Here is a 17,286-nt window from a genome sequence, read left to right as displayed (position 1 = left end):
CCGGAGCGGTTTGCCGGACCATTGGCCCACTTTCCTCCCCAAAAGGGACTAACTAGGCTCTGGGTATGCCAGAGCCGGACCCGAAGGACTCACTCGAAGCCGCGACGCAGGCGACCCGCAGCCTGCAGGGCCTGTCCACCGAGCTCACAGCCCGCGTCCCGCAGCTGCTGGAAGCCATGCGCTCCGTCGGCACCGGTCTCGAACTGCACTCCACCCTCGACCGGATCTGCGAGACCGCTGCCGAACTCGCCCGTGCCCGCTACGCCGCCATCGGCGTCGTCGACACCAAGGGCAAGGGACTCTCCGACTTCCTCACATACGGGGTGTCGGAGGCGGTGGAAGCCGAGATCGGACACCGGCCCGACGGGCAGAGGGGACTGCTCGGCGCACTCATTCACGACCCGGCACCGGTGCGGCTCGCAGATCTCACAGCTGATCCGAGGTTCGCCGGATTCCCCGCCGGCCATCCACCGATGCGGACCTTTCTCGGGGTCCCCATCCGCGTACAGGGAGAAATCTTCGGCAATCTCTATCTGGCCGAGAAGGAAGGCGGGGGCGAGTTCAACGACTACGACCTGCACATGGTGCGGGTGCTCGCCACGGAGGCGGGGATCGCCATCGGCAACGCCCGGCTCTACGAGGCGGCGCGCCAGCGCGAGCGGTGGATCGACGGATCGGTGGCCGTGACCACCGCGCTGCTCTCCGGCGGGGACGCGGACGACGCGCTTGCCGTCGTCGCCGAACAGGCCCGCCATCTCGCCGCCTCCGCTGCCGGGATCGTGCTTCTGCCGACCGAGGAGGGCGGTCTGGAGATCGTCGCCGTCTCCGCCGACAGCCCGTCCGCCTCGCTCGGGGTGATCATCGGTCCGGAGAGCCCGGTGGTGGCGAAGCTGCTGGCCGGCGAGGCGGTCTTCATGGACGACTCGGCCACCGAATCCCGCGTGATCAGCAGGCTGGCCCACCAGTTCGGCCCCACCATGCTGTTGCCGCTGCACAGCGGTGGGCGGGTGCTCGGCGCGCTCGCCACCCCGCGCGCCCGGGGCGACCGGCCTTTCACCGAGACAGAGCGGACGCTGGCCACACAGTTCGCCTCGCAGGCCGCGCTCGCGCTGATGATGGCCGAGGCGCAGCGGGACCGGGAGCGGCTCGCGGTCTACGAGGACCGCGACCGAATCGCCCGCGACCTGCACGACCTGGTCATCCAGCGGCTGTTCGCCACCGGGATGATGCTGGAGAGCGCCCAGCGCGGGTCGGTCGTACCCGAGGTGCAGACCGGGGTGGGGCGGGCCGTGGACGAACTGGACGTGACGATCCAGGAGATCCGCACCGCGATCTTCGCGTTGCAACAGGAACCGGTCGAGGCGCCGTCCGGGCTGCGGACCCGCGTCCTGCGCGAGATCAACATGGCGGCCGTCCCGCTGGGCTTCAAGCCGTCGCACCGCTTCCTCGGCCCGGTCGACTCGCTGGTCGGCGAGCTGACCGGCAAGAACCTGATCGCGGCGCTGCGGGAGGCGCTCTCCAACGCCTTCCGGCATGCCGAGGCGTCCTTGATCGACGTGGTTGTCGATGCGACCGTCACGCTGCCCGACGGACGCGACGCGGTGCGGCTGTCGGTCGCCGACGACGGGGTGGGCATTCCGGAGGGCGGGCGACGCAGCGGGTTGCGGAACCTGGCGCGCAGGGCGGAGTCGCTGGGCGGGTCGAGCTGGTTCGGGCCGGGCCTCGGGGAGGGCGGGGGCGGCACGACCGTGGTGTGGGAGGCACCCCTCTGAGGCCTTCGTCGGGGTTCGGGCCCGGGCCCTTCAGCTCTGGCTGCGGTGCCTCCGGCGCTCGGCCACGAGCCGCTCGATGACGATCGCGACGCCGTCCTCCTCGTTGGTGACGGTCCGCCCGGAGGCGGCGGCCACCGCGGCCGGGTGGGCGTTGCCCATCGCGTACGAGGTGCCCGCCCAGCTCAGCATCTCCACGTCGTTCGGCATGTCCCCGAAGGCGACGACCTCGGCGGGCGAGATGCCGCGCTCGGCGCAGCACAGCGCGAGGGTGCTGGCCTTGGAGACGCCGAGACCGCTGATCTCCAGCAGAGCTGTCGGGCTGGAGCGGGTGAGGGACGCCCGGTCACCGGCTGCCGTGTGCGCGATGGCGAGGAAGTCGTCCGGGGCCAGCTCGGCGTGGTGTGCGAGGAGCTTCAGTACAGGGGCTCCGGCGCCCGGCGTCTCTTCGTGGAGGAGCTTCTCGGCAGGGGCGACGGTGGCGCCCGGGTCGAGATGGAACGGCGGGTAGGCCGGTTCGTAGTGGATGCCGGTGGACAGCTCGACAGCGAACGAGGTGCCCGGAGCGGCCGCGCGCAGGGCGTGGACGACTTCGAGGGCGGCGGCGCGTTCCAGCGGGCGGACCTTGATCAGTCTGCCGCCCGCGTGCAGGTCGGCGATCGCGGCGCCGTTCGCGCAGATCGCCAGGCCGTGGCCGTGGACGTGGTCGCTGACGACGTCCATCCAGCGGGCCGGGCGGCCGGTGACGAAGAAGACCTCGATCCCCGCCTCCTCGGCCGCGGCCAGCGCCGCGACCGTGCGGTCCGAGACGGTTTTGTCGTCGCGCAGCAGGGTGCCGTCCAGGTCGGTGGCGATCAGCCGGGGCGCGGCAGGCAGAGGCGAGTCGATAGCTGAGGTCACCCCGCCATTCTCCCGTACGGGCGTGCACGGGTGTGCGGAGGGGCGCGCATGTGAGGCTGCGCCCCCCTGAGCAGGAGAACATGCCTGATGCATATGCCAGGGGGGTGAGAGGGGTGGCCGGTGGTGTGCGTGGGTGCGGGGGTCAGCCGAGCTGGGACAGCCCTTCGGTGGCGATCCGCTCGAAGACCTTCTCATCCGCAGCGAAGTCGGAGTCCGCGATCGGCCAGTGGATGACGATCTCCGTGAAGCCCAGCTCGAAATGGGTGCCCGCGAAGTCCACGAACGCGTCGAAGGACTTCAGAGGGCGGTCCGGGGTGAAGCCGGTGAGCAGGATCTTGTCCAGCTCGGCGACATCCCGGCCGATGGCCTCGCAGGCCGTGCCGAGCTTGCTGACCTGCCCGCGGATGGCTGCCACGGACTGCTCCGGGGTACCCGTCTCGAACAGCTTGGGGTCGCCTGTGGTGACCCAGGCCTGACCGTACTGCGCGGCGAGCTTCAGCCCGCGCGGACCGGTCGCGGCCACCGCGAACGGCAGCCGGGGCAGCTGCACACAGCCGGGTACGTTCCGGGCCTCGTTCGCCACGTACAGATCGCCCTCATAGGTGACGGACGGCTCCCGCAGAAGCCGGTCGAGGAGCGGTACGAACTCGGCGAAGTGGTCGGCCCGCTCGCGCGGCGTCCATGGTTCCTCGTCACTCCTGCGCAGCGTGGTGGCATCGAAACCGTTGCCGCCCGCGCCGATACCGAGGGTGATCCGTCCGTCGGAGACGTCGTCCAGCGTGATGAGGTCCTTGGCCAGGGTGACCGGGTGCCGGAAGTTGGGGGAGGTGACGAGGGTGCCCAGGCGCAGCCGCTCGGTGGCGGCCGCCGCGGCGGTCAGGGTCGGCACCGCGCCGAACCACGGCCCGTCGCGGAAGCTCCGCCAGGCCAGATGGTCATAGGTGTACGCCGCGTGGAATCCCAGTTCCTCGGCTCGCTGCCAGACCTTCCGGCCCTCGCTCCAGCGGTGAATCGGCAGAATTACAGTGCTCAGACGCATACATACGACCATACGGCGGGAGAGCTGCCGAGCAGAGACGCGTCAGCAGACGCTGCGGCCGAGCCACGGCGACCGTGTGCCGCGCGGGACGAACTGAACCGTCATGGCCGGGGCCCATCGGTTCGACGAAGGCCCTGTGCGGTCGGGACGGGGAGCCGACGCGGATCCGGGCCCGCCGGGAGGACAGGTGGGACGGGCAGACGACGGCCGGGGGCGGGCAGGTCGGGTTCAGCCGGGGAAGCGGAGGAACTCCGGTGGCACGGAGTCGGTGAGCCAGACCCCGTTCGCGCTGACGTAGAAGAGGTGGCCGGCGCGGTGCATCGCGCCCGCGTCCACCGAGAGGATCACGGGCCTGCCGCGTCGGGCGCCGACTCGGGCAGCCGTCTCACGGTCGGCCGAGAGGTGGACGTGGAGCCGGTTCATGGGGCGGAGGCCCTCAGTACGGATCGCGTCGAGGGCGCCGCCCACGGTGCCGTGGTAGAGGTACGCGGGCGGCTGGGACGGAGGCAGACCGAGATCCACCGGGACGGTGTGGCCCTGGCTCGCCCGAATGCGGTCGCCTTCGATCGCGTAGCGCTGTTTGTCATTGGCGGCAACGACATGGTCGAGCTCGGCACGGGTGATGGGGAAGCCGTGCCTGGCCGCCGCCCGGAGGAGCTCGTCGATCGTCACCCAGCCGCTCGGGTCGAGACGGATCCCGATCCGCTCGGGTTGGTGCCGCAGATGCTTTGCGAGGTACTTGGACACCTTGACGGTACGTCTCTCATCCATCCGGACAGAGTGCCCGTGACGATCTCGTCGGCGCATCGGAATTTGCTCACGATTCGCACCAACGATTTTCGTCCACAGGTTTGATCCACAACCAACTGTGGTTATCCACAGGTGAATTGGCGATTCTGTGGACAAGTGACGCCGAAATCAACCGTTTTGATCAATTTGCTTTGATTCGTTGTGTGATGTGGCAAGTGCGTCCAATGTTCTTGCATGTACCTCACGTTCAGTGGCGGCGGCGACAAAGGCGGCGACGTCCCGCGGACCAACCAGGCGCTGTACGGCCTGCATTGTTTCCGGCGGCAGTGGCACAGAACGCGGCTTGCTCGTCGAGGGTTCTGTGGTGAGCGGTATGTCCGCGCCGAGGTGGTGCTGCAGATGACGTGTGGCGAACATCCGCATGGCCCGGGCCAGTTCGGCGTCCACTGTCTGCTGGGCGAGCGGGCGGAGCCGACGTACCAGCGAGGCGGCCTCGGCCGCGTCCGCGTCCGCGTCCGTCGGCGGACGATGGCCGAGGTAGCGCGCGAACACGTGCTCGGTGGTGAACTCCAGGAAGCGGGAGGCGATGTGCTCGACCTGACCGCGAAGTTCCCGCAGATGGCCGGAGATTGCGATGAGCGGTACTCCTGCGGCATGCAACTCGACTGCTACCGCGAGCTCTTGTGGGCTCGGGACCAGAAACTCGTCGTCCCTGCCCGGAATGCGCTCCAGCACGCCGAGCTCGACCGCCTCGGCCACCGCCTGGTCGTCCTGCACGCCGCCGAACTTCGCATACAGCTCGTCCCGGGTGATCCGGTCGGCCTGCTCGTCCGTCCACGGGCCGTGCACCTCGGCGACGAGCCCGAGCACTCCGCCCAGCCCGCGTCCCGCGTCCCACGCCTCCAGCAGTTCCTTGATACTGGCCAGCGTGTAACCGCGGTCCAGCAGGTCGGCGATCTGCCGGAGCCGGGCGAGATGCGTGTCCCGGTACACATTGGCCCGGCCGCGCCGCTCCGGCGTCGGCAGCAGACCCCGGTCCTGATAGGCCCGGATCGTGCGGACCGTGGCACCGCTCGCATGCGCCAGGTCCTCGATCCGGTACTCGGCAGCGGAACGCGTCGTTGCCGCGGACGGCTCGGCCCCGCTCACAGCGGCGGCTTCAGCCGGGCGATCCCGCGCAGCGCGCCGGGACTGAGCCGGGACAGGAAGCGGGAGGCCCGTGCCTCCGGTGTCACCGGCACCACGGCCCGGTTGTTCGCCACGGCCTCGAGGATCGCGTCGGCGACCTTCTCCGGCGGGTAGTTGCGGAGCCCGTACAGCCGGCTGGTCCGCTTCCGCAGCCGCGTCTCCTCATCGGCGTCGGCCCCGGCGAAGTGCGCGGTCGCCGTGATATTGGTGTTGACGATGCCGGGGCAGATGGCGCTGACACCGATCGACCGCTCGGCCAGTTCGGCCCGCAGGCACTCGCTGAGCATCAGCACGGCCGCCTTGGAGGTGCTGTACGCGGGCAGCGCCCGGGACGGCTGATACGCGGCGGCGGAGGCGGTGTTGACGATATGGCCGCCCTGGCCGCGCTCGGCCATCTGCCCGCCGAAGATCCGGCAACCGTGGATGACACCCCACAGATTGACGTCCAGGACGTTCTTCCAGTCTTCGCTCGTGGTCTCCAGGAAGGAGCCGGACAGCCCGATCCCGGCGTTGTTGACCAGGACGTCGACGATGCCGTACTCGGCGGCGACCTTCGCGGCGAGCTTCTCCATCGCCTGCTCGTCGCTGACGTCCACCGCCTCGCCCCAGGCGGCGGGAGAGCCGATCAGGCGGGCCATCTCCGCCGTTCTGGCCGCCCCTTCCGCGTCACGGTCCACGGCCACCACCCGGGCACCCGCCTCCGCGAACGCGAACGCGGTGGCCCGCCCGATACCGCCCGCCGCGCCCGTCACCAGGACCAGCTGACCGCCGAACCGGTCGGCGTACGCCCCGGTCGGTGCGGTGTCCGGAACCGGCCGTCCGTCTTCCAGCGCCGACTCGTTGGCGGCGACGAACTCGCTGATCCAGGAGACAAGCTGGTCCGGGCGGGTGCGCGGCACCCAGTGCTTGGCCGGCAGGGAGTGCCGTACCAAGTGCGGTACCCACCGCTCCAGTTGGTCGTACAGCTTCTCCGAAAGGAAGATGTCACCCGTCGGCGTGATCAGCTGGACCGGCACGTGCGCGTACGCGTCGGCGCGCGGTCTGCGCAGCCGGGCGCGGACGTTGTCCCGGTAGAGCCACGCACCGTGCGCGGCGTCGTTCGGCAGGGACGGCGTCGGGTAGTCGCCCGCGGGCACCTTCTCCATCCGCTGGAGCATCCGCGGCCACTGCTTGCCGAGCGGACCGCGCCAGGCGAGCTCCGGCAGCACCGGCGTGTGCAGCATGTACACGTACCAGGACTTGGCTCCCTGGCCGAGCAGTTGACCGACCCGGCGCGGGGTGGGCCGCGTCATCCGCTGCTTGATCCAGTGACCGAAGTGGTCCAGGGAGGGACCCGACATCGATGTGAAGGAGGCGATCCGGCCCTCGGTGCGCATGACCGTCACGAACTCCCACGACTGGACCGAACCCCAGTCGTGCCCGACCAGGTGCACCGGCCGGTCCGGGCTCACCGCATCGACGACGGCCAGGAAGTCGTCGGTGAGCTTCTCCAGGGTGAACCCGCCACGCAGCGGCTCCGGAGCCGTCGACCGGCCGTGGCCGCGCACGTCGTACAGGACGACATGCCACTGCTCGGCCAACTGCACCGCGACCTGCGTCCAGACTTCCTTGCTGTCCGGATAGCCGTGCACCAGCACGACCGTCGGATGTGTCTCGTCGCCCAGTTCGGCGACGCACAGCTCGATCCCGCCCGTACGCACCCGGCGTTCGCGGAACCCCGGAACATCCTGCAGACTCACGCCGCCACCCTCTCCTCGGCCCAGCCCCGCACATGCGGCAGATCGTCGTCCAGCCAGAAGGCACTCTGCTCAGGGTCCTTGGAATCGGTGACGACCAGGATCTCCTCGAACTTCGCGCCCGTACCCCGGAATCCGAGATGGGGTTCGACCGCCCACAGCCCCGGCTGCGGCGGGTGGTCGGAGAAGCGGTACGGACTCCACAGCGGAGACCAGCCGTCCCTGTGCCCGTGCACCGCATCGCTGACGAGGCCCTTGAGCGACTGCGTACCGAACCCGAACAGCCGCGGTGACCAGCGGCGCTCAGCGACGCGGTCCACCTTGTGGGCGATGACGCCGAAGGGATAGGCGCGGTGCCTGTTGGCGTACCCCTGCCTGATCATCAGGCGCTCGACGTCCTCATAGATCTCGCGCAGCGACCGCCGCTCGCGCACCTCGTCCAGGATCAGCGCGCGGTGGACCTCGAGATCGGCAAGGAGCTTGTCGTGCAACGGGTTGAGCCCGAGACAGCCGGAATATCCGATGTCCGCCGTGAACCCCTTGTACACCGGAGCCATGTCGAGGATGAACGGCATCCCGGGCTCCAGCTTCCGGTTGGTCGGGAAGAACTGCAGCGGCACCTTGAAACCGGCGAAAGCCGTGCGGTCCCCGAACCAGGCGAACGGGAGATGGAACCAGTCACGGACCCCCCGCTCGCGCAGCCACTCCCGCTGCATCCGGGCAGCCTCGCGCTCCGTCACCCCCGGTTCGAGCCGTGCGGCGACCGCCTCCGCGCAGGCGTACGCGAGGCGTTGCACCTCTCTGAACCCCTGGAGCTCCTGGGGCAGTCCGTCCTTCACCGGTGAGGCCATGCCACCGTCCGTCCCATGCCGTGTGCGGTACGTGCTCGTAACGTGACACTGATGAATGTGACAATGTCCAGCGGCTACGTCAAGGGGTCCGCAGAGACCTGTGGACAACTCCCCGAGCACTCCGCGCCGACCCTGCCCCAGGCCAGCACCCTTACCTTCGTCGTCCTCCTTCGTGGGGTCCCCCTACGGGGCCGTACGACTGGAGGTTGACGCCGATCCAACCGCCTGGTCTGACGACCGGTGTGGCCCGCGCCACTACCGTTGAGGACGTGACTGTGATCGCGACCGAAAGCCTGAGCAAGCGGTTCCCTCGGGTGACCGCGCTTGACCGGCTCTCCCTGGACATCGGGCCCGGTGTGACCGGCCTGGTGGGCGCCAATGGAGCCGGCAAGTCCACACTGATCAAGATCCTGCTGGGTCTGTCCCCCGCCACCGAGGGCCGGGCCGCCGTGCTCGGGCTGGACGTCGCCACCAGTGGCGCGGCCATCCGGGAACGGGTCGGCTACATGCCCGAGCACGACTGCCTGCCGCCGGACGTCTCGGCCACCGAGTTCGTCGTCCACATGGCGCGGATGTCCGGACTGCCGCCGACGGCGGCGCGTGAGCGCACCGCCGACACGCTGCGCCACGTCGGGCTGTACGAGGAGCGCTACCGCCCCATCGGTGGCTACTCGACCGGCATGAAGCAGCGCGTGAAGCTGGCCCAGGCGCTGGTCCACGACCCGCAGCTGGTTCTCCTCGACGAGCCGACCAACGGCCTGGACCCGGTCGGCCGCGACGAGATGCTCGGCCTGATCCGCCGGGTCCACACCGAGTTCGGCATCTCGGTCCTGGTGACCTCCCACCTTCTGGGCGAACTGGAGCGCACCTGCGACCATGTCGTCGTCATCGACGGCGGCGCGCTGCTGCGCTCCAGCTCCACCAGCGACTTCACCCAGATCACCACGACCCTCGCGGTCGAGGTCACCGACAGCGACACCCACCCCGACGGCACGGGCGCACTGCGCCGGGCGCTCACGGCAGCCGGTGTCGCGCTGCTGGGCCGCGACGGAATCGAGGCCGACGGCCTGCCCGGCGCCGGTCACATCCTGCTGATCGAGGCCACCGGCGAGGAGACGTACGACATCGTCCGCGACAGTGTCGCCGGACTCGGACTCGGTCTCGTACGCATGGAACAGCGGCGCCACCACATCGCCGAGGTCTTCCGTACAGAAGGCGCCGCGGAGACCGCGGAGACGGTCCTGACCGGAGCCGCACAGCAGAAGGGGAGCGGTCACGATGAGCACTGAGACCGGGGCCGTGACCGGGGGCGGGGCCACCCGGATCCACAACATCGGGTACCGCTCCTACGACGGCCCGCGCCTGGGCCGCGGCTATGCCCGCCGCTCCCTCTACTCGCAGTCGCTGCGGGGTTCCTTCGGACTGGGGCGTTCCGCGAAGTCCAAGGTGCTCCCGATGCTGCTCTTCGGGGTGATGTGCCTGGTCGCGCTGATCACCGTGGCCGTCGCGATGGCCACGCCCAACGCGACCAAGCTCGTGATGAAGTACACGGACTTCGCGATCTATCTGCAGGCCGTCATCGGCCTCTTCATCGCCTCGCAGGCACCGCAGTCCGTCTCCCGGGATCTCCGCTTCAAGAGCGTTCCCCTGTATTTCTCACGGCCCATCGAGCGGGTCGACTACGTCGTCGCCAAGTACACCGCCATGGCATCGGCCCTGTTCATCCTCACCGTGACGCCGCTGCTGGTGATGTACGTGGGCGCTCTGCTGGCGAAGTTCGACTTCGCCGACCAGACCAAGTGGTTCGGGCAGGGGCTGGTGTCGGTGGCGGTGCTCTCCGTGCTCTTCGCCGGGCTCGGCCTGGTCATGGCCGCACTGACTCCGCGTCGCGGCTTCGGCGTCGCCGCGGTGATTGCCGTCCTGACCATCTCGTACGGAGCGGTCTCCACGGTCCAGGCCATCGCCTGGCAGACGGGATCGGCGAGCGCCGTGCAGTGGCTGGGGCTCTTCTCCCCCATCACGCTGATCGGCGGCGTCCAGACCGCGTTCCTCGGTGCCACTTCCCACTTCCCCGGAGGGGAAGGACCGGGCGCCGGGGCAGGTGTGGTGTATCTGATCGTTGTTCTCGCGCTCGTCGCCGGCTCGTACGCCGTACTGATGCGCCGCTACCGGAGGGTCGGGCTGTGACCACCATCGAGATCGACCACACCTCGCGCTGGTTCGGCAATGTGGTCGCCGTCAACGACGTGAGCATGACCGTGGGACCCGGCGTGACCGGACTGCTCGGCCCCAACGGTGCGGGGAAGTCCACGCTGATCAACATGATGGCCGGGTTCCTCGCACCGTCGACCGGCAAGGTCACCCTCGACGGCGCGCTGATCTGGCGCAACGAGGAGGTGTACCGGCAGATCGGCATCGTCCCGGAGCGGGAGGCGATGTACGACTTCCTCACCGGCCGCGAATTCGTCGTCGCCAACGCGGAACTGCAGGGACTCGACGAGGCTGCCGCGCAGAAGGCGCTGGCCACGGTGGAGATGGAGTACGCGCAGGATCGCAAGATCGCCACGTACAGCAAGGGCATGCGGCAGCGCGTGAAGATGGCGTCCGCGCTGGTCCACGAGCCGTCCGTGCTGCTCCTCGACGAGCCGTTCAACGGGATGGACCCGCGCCAGCGGATGCAGCTGATGGAGCTGCTGCGGCGGATGGGCGCCGAGGGCCGTACGGTCCTGTTCTCCTCGCACATCCTCGAAGAGGTCGAACAACTCGCCTCCCACATCGAGGTGATCGTGGCCGGACGGCATGCCGCGTCCGGTGACTTCCGGAAGATCCGTCGCCTGATGACGGACCGTCCGCACCGCTATCTCGTACGGTCCAGCGACGACCGCGCCCTCGCCGCCGCGCTCATCGCCGACCCGTCGACGGCCGGGATCGAAGTGGACCTGAGCGAGCAGGCGCTGCGTATCCAGGCAGTCGACTTCGGACGGTTCACCACGCTGCTGCCGAAGGTCGCGCGTGAACACGGCATCCGTCTGCTGACCGTCTCGCCGTCCGACGAGTCCCTCGAATCGGTCTTTTCCTATCTCGTAGCGGCCTGAGTAGCGGCCTGAAAGGAGCTGTGAAGCGTCATGTACAACCCCACAGTCGCCCGGCTCACCTACCGGGCCCTGCTCGGCCGGCGCAGGGCCGCGATCCTCTTCGTCCTGCCCGCGCTGCTGATCGTCATCGCCGTCGCGGTACGGGCGTTCGCCGGGGCCGATGACCAGGTCGCCGCCAATGTGCTGGGCGGTTTCGCCATCGCCACGATGGTGCCGCTGATCGGTGTGATCGCCGGTACGGGGGCCATCGGCCCCGAGATCGACGACGGATCGATCGTCTATCTGCTGGCCAAGCCGGTGAAACGGCCGACGATCATCTTCACCAAGCTGATCGTGGCGATCGCGGTGACCATGGTCTTCTCCGCCCTGCCGACATTCGTCGCGGGCATGATCCTCAATGGCAACGGCCAGCAGATCGCGGTGGCGTACACGATCGCGGCGCTGGTCGCCTCCATCGCGTACAGCGCGCTGTTTCTGCTGCTCGGCACGGTCAGCAGGCATGCGGTGGTCTTCGGCCTGGTATACGCGCTGGTGTGGGAGGCGCTCTTCGGCAGCTTCGTGCCCGGGGCGCGCACGCTCAGCGTGCAGCAGTGGTCGCTCGCGCTTGCCGAGAAGGTCGGCGGAGAGGGCGCGATCACCTCGGAGGTCGGGCTGCCGCTTGCGACGGTTCTGCTGGCGGCTGTCACGGTGCTCGCCACGTGGTACGCGGGCCAGAAGCTGCGCACGCTGAAGCTCGCCGGCGAGGAGTGAGCCGAGGGCTCTGCTGCCCCGTTCGTCCGTCAACCCCTGCCCCTCGGGCGGGGGTTGACGTATGAACGGACAGTCGTGCGCGTAACTGTACGGTTATCGGTTCGTTGTTCAGAGGGCGTGGAGGCAATGAGAATCCGTGGCGTCGTAGCGTTCGTGAAATTGGGGATTGCCGACTCCGGCTCCGGCGAGAGGGCGCGGGCCGGGTCGGTCATCGGGTGAGTGGCAACCGTGAGCGTCCTCCGCCCCTGAAGCCCGGGGACAGGGCCGTCCATTGCCGGTTTCTCGAACGGAAGGCATGCCCATGCCCACGGAAGTCGCCCTGCTCGAATCGCGTGCGCTGCGCTTCGAGCAGATGGGGCGCGTCGACGTCCTCGACAAGGTCAAGAGCCTTGTCATGCTCCCTGACGGAATTCACGTCCGCACAGAGGATGTGGCTCGTTACTTCGAAGTATCCACAGCCTCGCTCAGAAGGCCGACCGATCGCCACCACAAGGAGTTCACCGAGAACGGCATGCGGGTGCTGCGTGGCACTGAGCTGCGGGATTTCCATGGCGACATGGAGTCGCTATGGGAGGGCGAGGGGGTGGAAAGTTATCCACAGGCTGCTACTCAACTGCGGCTGTTCACCCGTCGGACCGTGCTCAACGTCGCCATGCTTCTTCGCGACAGCGACATCGCTCGATGCGTCCGCACCTACCTCCTGGGTGCGGAGGAGGATCTGCGGACAGGGCTCGCCTCGCTCGACCGCCGGGTCACCCGTGTCGAGAGCTGCCTGGCCGGAGTCGGCTCGGCGCTCCAGGAGCTCGGGCCGGTACTCAACCGGATGTCGCACCGGCTCGACAGCCTCGACCGCAGGCTGGAAACCACGAATCGGGTCGTTGGCGCGATGAGTGTCCGGCTCGGGGACATGTCCGAGGACATCGTCCGTATCGATGCGCGGATGGACGACTTCGTCCGTCAGCTCCAGGATCTGCGACGTCACCGTAGACGCCGCTGATCCCCATCCGGCACCGGCTGTCCGCCCACGGCCAGGCGTGCGAGGGCCGGGGGCGGACAGTGAGCACTCCCCCTCGGTCGTCGCCGCTCGAATAATGAGTGGCGGACAAGGACCCCCGCCAGGCACAGTGGTTGAGGCACGAGGAAGGCATGCCACAGGACCGGGAGAGGAGCGCGACGATGACCGAGAGTACGAGTCCGTCGAGTTCCCACCAGGGCGGCCCGGAGCAGGCGCCGGAGTAACCATCACTTCACTCCGCTGAGCCGCTCCCAGCAGGACGCCCGGGGCGGCTTTTCTTGCGCGCATCGCGCGGCCGCCCACCCGGAGGATTGGCCGAGTGGTAAGGCAGCGGCTTGCTAAGCCGTGGTCGGGGCTGTTGACCCCGCGCGCGTTCGATCCGCGCATCCTCCGCACAGATATCGGCACGGACAACCCCGTGCCGAGGCCGTACAGGCTCACGGGCCGGGCGCATGCCTGCACCCGGCCCGTGATTCCCCCGTGTTCGCGCGGACCGCGGAGCTTCCTAGAGCAGCTGCTCCAGCACCACAGCGATGCCGTCGTCCTCATTCGAGGCGGTGATCTCGTGCGCGACGGCCTTCAGGTCGTCATGCGCGTTGGCCATCGCCACCCCGTGCTGCGCCCACGCGAACATCGGGATGTCATTCGGCATGTCACCGAAGGCGAGCGTGTCCGCCGCCTTCACACCCAACCGGCGCGCCGCCAGCGAGAGCCCGGTCGCCTTGGTCAGCCCCAGCGGCAGGATCTCCACCACGCCCGGACCTGCCATGACCACGTTCACCAGGTTGCCGACGGCCCCACGCGCTGCGTTCGCCAGTGCGTCGTCGTCGAGTTCCGGGTGCTGGATGTAGACCTTGTTCAGGGGCGCGGACCACATCTCGATCGTGTCCTTCACGAAGACGGCAGGCAGGGGCCCTTCCTGTACGCGGTAGCCGGGACCGACCAGTACCTCACCGTCGAGCCCGTCGCGGCTCGCCGCCAGCGCCAGCGGCCCGACCTCCGCCTCGATCTTGGAGAGGGCGAGGCCGGCGAGCTGGCGGTCCAGCGTCAGCGACGTCAGCAGCTTGTGCTCGCCCGCGTGGTAGACCTGCGCGCCCTGCCCGCAGACCGCGATCCCCTGGTAGCCCAGGTCGTCCAGGATGTGCCGGGTCCACGGGACAGCCCGCCCGGTGACGATGATGTGCGCGGCGCCGGCCGCGGTGGCGGCGGCCAGTGCCGCGCGGGTGCGCTCGGAGACCGTGTCGTCGTTACGCAGCAGCGTCCCGTCGAGGTCGGTGGCAACGAGCTTGTACGGAAATGTCACCTGGCAACCGGTTCCAGGACCTCGCGCCCGCCCAGGTAGGGACGGAGCACCTCGGGCACGCGTACCGAACCGTCGGCCAACTGGTGGTTCTCCAGGATCGCCACGATCGTGCGAGGTACGGCGCAGAGCGTGCCGTTCAGCGTGGCGAGCGGCTGGAGGACCTTCTTGCCGTCGCGGGTGTCGCGCATCCGGACGGAGAGGCGGCGCGCCTGGAAACCGTCGCAGTTCGATGCGGACGTCAGCTCCCGGTACTTGCCCTGGGTCGGGATCCACGCCTCGCAGTCGAACTTCCGGGAGGCCGAGGCCCCCAGGTCGCCGGTGGCCACGTCGATCACCTGGAACGGCAGCTCGAGACCGGTCAGCCACTGCTTCTCCCAGTCCAGGAGACGCCGGTGCTCCGCCTCGGCGTCCGCCGGGTCGACGTACGAGAACATCTCGACCTTGTCGAACTGGTGGACGCGGAAGATGCCTCGGGTGTCCTTGCCGTACGTACCGGCCTCGCGGCGGAAGCACGGCGAGAAGCCCGCGTAGCGGAGCGGCAGTTTGTCCGCGTCGATGATCTCGTCCATGTGGTACGCGGCGAGCGGGACCTCGGAGGTGCCGACCAGGTAGTAGTCGTCCTTCTCCAGGTGGTACACGTTCTCCGCGGCCTGGCCGAGGAAGCCGGTGCCCTCCATGGCGCGCGGCCGGACCAGGGCGGGGGTCAGCATGGGGACGAACCCGGCCTCGGTGGCCTGCGCGATCGCGGCGTTGACGAGAGCGAGCTCCAGCAGCGCGCCGACACCCGTCAGATAGTAGAAACGTGAGCCGGACACCTTGGCGCCGCGCTCCATGTCGATCGCGCCGAGCGCCTCGCCGAGTTCCAGGTGGTCCTTGGGTTCGAAGCCCTCGGCACCGAAGTCGCGGATGGTGCCGTGCGTCTCCAGGACGACGAAGTCCTCCTCGCCGCCGACCGGCACGTCCTCGTGGACGATGTTGCCGAGCTGCAGCAGCAGGCTCTTGGCCTCCGCGTCGGCCTCGTCCTGCGCAGCGTCGGCCGCCTTGACATCGGCCTTCAGCTGCTCGGCCCTCTTGAGCAGCTCGGTGCGCTCCTCGGGAGAAGCCTTGGGGATGAGCTTTCCGAGCGATTTCTGCTCGGAACGGAGTTCGTCGAAGCGGACACCGGACGACCTGCGCCGCTCGTCGGCGGAGAGAAGGGCATCGACGAGCGCGACGTCCTCTCCACGGGCGCGCTGGGAGGCGCGAACACGGTCGGGGTCCTCACGGAGCAGGCGAAGGTCAATCACCCCTCCAGGCTACCGGTGTGCGCTTCCGTAGCTCGAACCGATATTGCCAAGCGTGTCACTTTGCCCGAATTGCCGGAATTGATAAAAGGGAGGAAAATCATCGCCAGTGATCGACGCCGGCCGTCAATAGGGGGCTTCTATTCCCCTAAATGGGGCAGAAAGGGCTTTCGCCCTTGACGTGCCAGCCGTGCGCGCAGGGGGAGTTGGGGATGCTTGTCCACAGGGGAGGGGGGTCCATCAAGGTTATCCACAGGCTGTGGGGGAGGTCTGTGGACACAGGAGGAGATCATTCCGAAAGCCGCATGAGGGGTCATGGATTCCTCGTTCAAACTCACTTCACACACTCATTCGGGTGGGAATTCCTCACCCTAAGGAGTTGATCAATGGAATTGAGGCGACACGGGCGACCTGCGGTTCTGTGGGCGGGTGTGGGCGAGTGGGGCGATTTGTCGACCATGCCGTGTTGTGGTGTCGACTTGTCCCCAGGCCGAGAACCAACCCTGTGGATAACTCTTGTGGATTGTGAAAATCGGCAGGTAGTACCGGCGATGTGCGCACGCAGCGGTTCCAGGGACGCCGACCCGGCTGTCGGCCCAGGCGTCGGGACAGGTCGTCAGCCCCGACCGTTACGCAAGGCCATCGGCCCGATCGTCCGGTTCCCGGTCAGGCGCGGCCGTCCTGGACCCGGGCCAGCCAGTCCGACGCGTCAGTGAACTCCCTGTCCGACGTCCCGTCGCGCAGCGGTCGCACGTCCTCGGGCGCCACCCCTGCACGCGGATAAGAGCCGAGGAACCGCACCTTCGGGCAGATCCGCTTCAGCCCCATCAGCGCCTCTCCCACGCGGCGGTCCGCGATGTGGCCTTCGGCGTCGACCGCAAAGCAGTAGTTCCCGATGCCCGCGCCGGTCGGCCGCGACTGGATCAGCATCAGGTTCACCCCGCGCACCATGAATTCCTGGAGGAGTTCAAGCAGTGCGCCCGGGTGGTCGTCGCCCAGCCAGATGACCACCGACGTCTTGTCCGCACCGGTCGGCGCCGCGGGCCGGGCAGGGCGCCCCACCAGCACGAAGCGCGTCTGTGCGTTCTCCGCGTCGTGGATCTCCGTCACCAGCGGTTCGAGACCGTAGGTGGCCGCCGCGAACTCGCCGGCGAAGGCGGCGTCGTACCGCCCCTCCTGCACCAGGCGCGCACCATCCGCGTTGGACGCGGCCGACTCCCACACGGCCTCCGGCAGATGGGCTGCCATCCAGTTGCGTACCTGCGGCTGCGCGGCCGGGTGCGCGGTGACCGTCTTGACGTCGGACAGCTTGGTGCCGGGCCGCACGAGCAGGGCAAAGGTGATGGAGAGCAGCACCTCGCGGTAGATCATCAGCGGTTCGCCGGTCGTCAGCTCGTCGAGGGTCGCGGTGATGCCGCCCTCGACGGAGTTCTCGATCGGTACGAGTGCTGCCGCGGCAGCCCCGCTCCGTACCGCGTCCAGAGCCGCCGGTACGGAGACCATCGGGACAAGCTCACGCGTGGCGGCTTCCGGGAGCGTACGGAGGGCGACCTCGGTGAAGGTGCCTTCGGGACCGAGATAGGCGTAGCGCGTGGCGGACATACCGT

15 protein-coding genes and 1 tRNA gene are annotated in these 17,286 nt (G+C 68.7%); 7 read left to right on the top strand and 9 right to left on the bottom strand.

The window, feature by feature from the left end:
• Positions 1-65: 65 nt before the first annotated feature.
• A complete protein-coding gene (locus ACFU6I_RS15555) occupies positions 66-1,772 on the top strand; it encodes a GAF domain-containing sensor histidine kinase (protein ID WP_384366044.1) in 1,707 nt (568 codons plus the stop codon).
• 30 nt (positions 1,773-1,802) lie between these two features.
• Here the strand turns inward: ACFU6I_RS15555 and ACFU6I_RS15550 are convergent, their stop codons facing one another.
• The 6 genes from ACFU6I_RS15550 to ACFU6I_RS15525 all read right to left on the bottom strand — a co-directional run bounded on the left by ACFU6I_RS15550 (position 1,803) and on the right by ACFU6I_RS15525 (position 8,233).
• Complete coding sequence (locus ACFU6I_RS15550; protein WP_384366042.1) at positions 1,803-2,669, bottom strand: Cof-type HAD-IIB family hydrolase; 867 nt, start codon at positions 2,667-2,669, stop codon at positions 1,803-1,805.
• A 142-nt stretch (positions 2,670-2,811) separates the two neighbouring features.
• Positions 2,812-3,708: an LLM class flavin-dependent oxidoreductase gene (locus ACFU6I_RS15545; protein ID WP_384366039.1), complete on the bottom strand. Its 897-nt coding sequence runs from the start codon at positions 3,706-3,708 to the stop codon at positions 2,812-2,814.
• A gap of 228 nt (positions 3,709-3,936) precedes the next feature.
• A complete protein-coding gene (locus ACFU6I_RS15540) occupies positions 3,937-4,479 on the bottom strand; it encodes an RNA 2'-phosphotransferase (RefSeq protein WP_384366037.1) in 543 nt (180 codons plus the stop codon).
• Positions 4,480-4,626: 147 nt separating this feature from the next.
• The gene (locus tag ACFU6I_RS15535) at positions 4,627-5,607 is read right to left on the bottom strand and encodes a MerR family transcriptional regulator (RefSeq protein WP_384366034.1); all 981 of its coding nucleotides are present in this window, start codon (positions 5,605-5,607) and stop codon (positions 4,627-4,629) included.
• On the bottom strand, positions 5,604-7,385 hold the full coding sequence (locus ACFU6I_RS15530) for an SDR family oxidoreductase (protein WP_384366031.1): 1,782 nt from the start codon (positions 7,383-7,385) through the stop codon (positions 5,604-5,606). The genes ACFU6I_RS15535 and ACFU6I_RS15530 overlap by 4 nt, the downstream gene beginning before the upstream one ends.
• Positions 7,382-8,233: a M24 family metallopeptidase gene (locus ACFU6I_RS15525; protein ID WP_384366028.1), complete on the bottom strand. Its 852-nt coding sequence runs from the start codon at positions 8,231-8,233 to the stop codon at positions 7,382-7,384. Before ACFU6I_RS15525 ends, ACFU6I_RS15530 begins: the two co-directional genes overlap by 4 nt.
• A gap of 269 nt (positions 8,234-8,502) precedes the next feature.
• Here ACFU6I_RS15525 and ACFU6I_RS15520 point away from each other — a divergent pair, with 269 nt between their 5' ends.
• The 6 genes from ACFU6I_RS15520 to ACFU6I_RS15495 all read left to right on the top strand — a co-directional run bounded on the left by ACFU6I_RS15520 (position 8,503) and on the right by ACFU6I_RS15495 (position 13,486).
• Complete coding sequence (locus ACFU6I_RS15520; protein ID WP_384366025.1) at positions 8,503-9,522, top strand: ABC transporter ATP-binding protein; 1,020 nt, start codon at positions 8,503-8,505, stop codon at positions 9,520-9,522.
• Positions 9,512-10,420, top strand: coding sequence for an ABC transporter permease (locus ACFU6I_RS15515; protein WP_384366022.1), 909 nt, complete (start codon positions 9,512-9,514; stop codon positions 10,418-10,420). Before ACFU6I_RS15520 ends, ACFU6I_RS15515 begins: the two co-directional genes overlap by 11 nt.
• Positions 10,417-11,328, top strand: coding sequence for an ABC transporter ATP-binding protein (locus ACFU6I_RS15510; RefSeq protein ID WP_327245346.1), 912 nt, complete (start codon positions 10,417-10,419; stop codon positions 11,326-11,328). Before ACFU6I_RS15515 ends, ACFU6I_RS15510 begins: the two co-directional genes overlap by 4 nt.
• Positions 11,329-11,358: 30 nt before the next feature.
• Entirely contained in the window at positions 11,359-12,078 is a 720-nt protein-coding gene (locus ACFU6I_RS15505; RefSeq protein WP_266983614.1) for an ABC transporter permease, read from the top strand.
• 301 nt (positions 12,079-12,379) lie between these two features.
• Positions 12,380-13,075 carry a hypothetical protein gene (locus ACFU6I_RS15500; RefSeq protein ID WP_384366018.1) on the top strand — a complete coding sequence of 232 codons (696 nt, stop codon included), beginning with the start codon at positions 12,380-12,382 and terminating at the stop codon, positions 13,073-13,075.
• A gap of 323 nt (positions 13,076-13,398) precedes the next feature.
• A tRNA-Ser gene (locus ACFU6I_RS15495) sits at positions 13,399-13,486 on the top strand.
• A 112-nt stretch (positions 13,487-13,598) separates the two neighbouring features.
• On the opposite strand, the gene ACFU6I_RS15490 is transcribed toward ACFU6I_RS15495, so the two are convergent.
• The 3 genes from ACFU6I_RS15490 to pheA all read right to left on the bottom strand — a co-directional run bounded on the left by ACFU6I_RS15490 (position 13,599) and on the right by pheA (position 17,281).
• Positions 13,599-14,396 carry an HAD family hydrolase gene (locus tag ACFU6I_RS15490; RefSeq protein WP_384366015.1) on the bottom strand — a complete coding sequence of 266 codons (798 nt, stop codon included), beginning with the start codon at positions 14,394-14,396 and terminating at the stop codon, positions 13,599-13,601.
• Positions 14,393-15,682, bottom strand: a complete 1,290-nt coding sequence (gene serS, locus ACFU6I_RS15485) for a serine--tRNA ligase (protein WP_266983610.1) — start codon at positions 15,680-15,682, stop codon at positions 14,393-14,395. Before serS ends, ACFU6I_RS15490 begins: the two co-directional genes overlap by 4 nt.
• Before the next feature lie 663 nt (positions 15,683-16,345).
• Entirely contained in the window at positions 16,346-17,281 is a 936-nt protein-coding gene (pheA, locus tag ACFU6I_RS15480; RefSeq protein WP_327245342.1) for a prephenate dehydratase, read from the bottom strand.
• Positions 17,282-17,286: the final 5 nt, after the last annotated feature.

Origin of the sequence: Streptomyces sp. NPDC057486 (genome assembly GCF_042802415.1) — a bacterium.
GTDB lineage: Bacteria > Actinomycetota > Actinomycetes > Streptomycetales > Streptomycetaceae > Streptomyces > Streptomyces yanii.
This window is presented reverse-complemented; position numbering and strand designations above follow the sequence as displayed.